Here is a 2,966-nt window from a genome sequence, read left to right as displayed (position 1 = left end):
TGGCTGGCCACGGCGCTGGGCGACGCCGGACATCGCGTGAAAATGATCCCGGTGCGCGGCGACTGGCCGAACGCCTCTCCGCACCACCACCGGGTGCTGGTCGCTGCGCTGCGGGAGGCGCCTGCTGGCTCCGTGGTCCTGGTCGATGGGCTCATGGCGTCCGCCGCTCCCGAGGCGGTGCGGGCAGCGGTCGACGCCGGCACTACCGTCTGGGTGTTGCTGCACCTGCCGCTTCCCGCGGAGACCGGCCTCAGCGAGGCGGAGCAGGCAGCCTTTGCGGCGTCGGAGGAGATGGCATTGCGGCACGCCACCGGAGTGATCTGCACCAGCAACTGGGCCCGGGAGGATCTGCAGCGCCGCTACCGGCTGGACCGGGTGTACGCCGTGCCGCCCGGCACCGAACCGGCGGAGATCGCCCCAGGGAACAGTCCCGCAGGGAATAACACGCCGCACCTGTTGATGCTCGGGTCGCTGACGCCCCGGAAGAACCATTCCGTGTTGCTCGCCGCGCTCGCCGACGTCGTCGACCTGCCCTGGACCGCCTCCCTAGTGGGCGGACCACTCGACAGCCCGCACGCCACCGGGCTGATGGAGCTGGCCGGGCAGCTCCCGCCGGGACGGGTGGCCTTCCCCGGCGTGCTGCGTGGGCCAGCGCTCGACGCCGAATGGGCGCGGACCGACCTGCTGATTTTGCCCTCCGTGGCGGAGACGTTTGGGATGGTGGTGACCGAGGCACTGGCACGTGGCATTCCCGGTGTGGTTGGCCGCGGCACCGGCGCGGTGGAAGCCCTCACGGGCAGGACCTCAGGGAACGCTGGCGGGGACCTGGCGGGCGCCGTCGTCGACCCCTCCGACCCTGAACATCTCAGCGAACTACTGCGGGCGTGGCTCACCGACGTGCCACTGCGGGAGTCGTGGCGGACCGCTGCGCTGCTCCGCCGCGCTAGACTGCCGACATGGGCCACTACCGCGACCACGCTGCTGAAGATCATCAATCCGTGACCGCTATGGACCCCGATGCACCACGACCGATCAGCAGCGACTGGCTCTCCCTCCGCCGGCCCGCCGATGAAACCGCCCGGCAGGCAAGTCAGCCCCTCCTCGCTGACCTACAGGACTTCCTCGCCGAAGTCCGCGGTACCGACCACAACGGTCCGGTGCGGATCTTCGACCTTGGCGCCGGCACCGGAGCCAACCAGGCCTGGCTCGCCCCGCAGCTCGCCCCGTCCCAGCAATGGACCCTCATCGACCATGACGCTGACCTGCTGGACCATACCCTGAGCGCGCCACCGGTCGACGGCGTCGCCGGCACCGAAGCCGTGGTGGCCGGGCTTGAAGACCTTGCACGGATTCTCTACGCCGACACTGCCGACGACGATCCCGCGCGTGACAATTCCGCCCCCGACCGGGTGCGGTTTGTCACCTGCTCGGCGCTCCTCGATCTCCTCACCCCCGCCCAGCTTCGTGAGCTCTGCGCCACCCTTGCCGCGACGGGGACCGCTGCCCTGTTCAGTCTCAGTGTCACCGGCGTGATGGACATCGAACCGGCTGACCCCCTGGACGAACGCCTCAACGACGCCTTCAACCGCCATCAAAACCGCGGCGACCGGGCGGGCGCCCAGGCCGTTGACCTCACCGCGGGGTATCTGGCCGACGCCGGCTTCACTGTCACCACCGTTGACACCCCCTGGGAACTGACCGGGGACCATGCCGAGCTGATCCACCGGTTCCTCAGCGACCGGGCGGACGCCGTCCTGGAGGAAGATCCCACCCTCGCCGGGGAGGTCGACCTTTGGCTGGCCCGGCGATCAGAGCAGGCTGTAACTGGATCCCTCCGGCTGACGATCGGCCACCGCGACCTGCTCGCCCTCCCGCCACGACGGTGACCCTCACCGCACAGGCCCGCCGCCGCTGGCTGGGGCTCCTCCAGGCTGTCTGCGCAGCAGCACTGATCTACCTCCTGGTCCGGGTGTTCGGCACCGGCCCGTTCGCTGCCGGGCTGGAGGCATTGACCTTCCCCTCGATCGCCGCCGCCCTGCTGCTCGGGCTCCTTGGGACTGCCGCCCAGGCCCAGCGCTGGCGGCTGGTTTCCGGTGGGTTCCAGATGCACCTTCCCCGGGGCGGCGCCCTGGCCCAGTGCTACGAAGCGTCCTTCCTGAATGCGGTGCTCCCGGGTGGCCTGGCAGGTGACGCCATCCGCACCGCCCGGCAGCGTTCGGCCTACCAATCGAGCTGGCTCAGCAGTATCGGCTCGGTGCTGGGCGAGCGGCTGGCCGGGACTGTGATTGTGCTCATCGCGGCGGCGGCAGCCCTCCTGGCGGTGGACTGGCGTGCCTCAGCAGCGGTCGCCGCCGGAGCCGTCCTGGTCCTGGTGGCCGCCCGCCCGTCGCTGCGGCGGCTCCCCAACCGGACGGTCACCGCCGTGTGGGGGCTTTCCGTTCTGGGCTGGGCATCGTATGGGGCACTGTTTGCAGTCTCGGCAGCCCTGACCGCGCCGGAGCTGGACCCGGCGGACGTCGTCGGGCTCGCCGCCATCTGCCTGGCCGGAATGTCGATCCCCCTGAGCCTGGGCGGCTGGGGACCCCGCGAGGGCGTCACTGCCGTCGCGTTCATGATGTTCGGATACCCGGGAGCGCTCGGTATCGAGGTGTCAGTGGGCTACGGGCTACTGGCCCTGGTTTCGGCCCTGCCCGGCGCCGTACTCCTGCTGGCCCTGTTCGTCAGCGGCCTGCTAGGAAACGGGCACGGGGATCGTCGCAGAGAAGTCGAACTCAGTACAGACGTCCCTACCGAACTCGAAACGCCGCACGGGCGGGGAGAGGGCGTCTGACAGCGCATCGCCGCCCGTAAACCTGATCCCTGGAACGCCGTCGCCCACCAGGATCGGTGCGCAGGTCAGGTACAGCCGGTCCAGCGCCCCTGCCTCGAGGAAGCGGGAGACCGTGTGTCCGCCGCCCTCCACGAGC

The 2,966-nt window shown here is 70.3% G+C and carries 3 protein-coding genes and 1 pseudogene; 3 read left to right on the top strand and 1 reads right to left on the bottom strand.

What is annotated here, in order from left to right; all coding sequences use genetic code 11:
- The 3 genes and pseudogenes from K728_RS0105610 to K728_RS0105600 form a co-directional block, all read left to right on the top strand.
- Positions 1 to 1,002, top strand: a pseudogene (locus K728_RS0105610) (glycosyltransferase family 4 protein); the annotation flags it as partial.
- Complete coding sequence (locus K728_RS0105605; protein WP_024476118.1) at positions 999 to 1,886, top strand: hypothetical protein; 888 nt, start codon at positions 999 to 1,001, stop codon at positions 1,884 to 1,886. The pseudogene K728_RS0105610 and the gene K728_RS0105605, both read left to right, overlap by 4 nt.
- The gene (locus K728_RS0105600; protein ID WP_024476117.1) at positions 1,883 to 2,830 is read left to right on the top strand and encodes a lysylphosphatidylglycerol synthase transmembrane domain-containing protein; all 948 of its coding nucleotides are present in this window, start codon (positions 1,883 to 1,885) and stop codon (positions 2,828 to 2,830) included. The genes K728_RS0105605 and K728_RS0105600 overlap by 4 nt, the downstream gene beginning before the upstream one ends.
- Here the strand turns inward: K728_RS0105600 and K728_RS22325 are convergent.
- A complete protein-coding gene (locus K728_RS22325) occupies positions 2,732 to 2,962 on the bottom strand; it encodes a dihydrofolate reductase family protein (RefSeq protein WP_272944182.1) in 231 nt (76 codons plus the stop codon). The genes K728_RS0105600 and K728_RS22325 overlap by 99 nt on opposite strands.
- Between the last annotated feature and the right edge of the window lie 4 nt (positions 2,963 to 2,966).

It is taken from the genome of Arthrobacter sp. CAL618 (assembly GCF_000468215.1).
Lineage (GTDB): Bacteria > Actinomycetota > Actinomycetes > Actinomycetales > Micrococcaceae > Arthrobacter_D.
The sequence above is the reverse complement of the archived record's forward strand: the minus strand, read 5'-3'. Positions and strand labels throughout refer to the sequence as shown.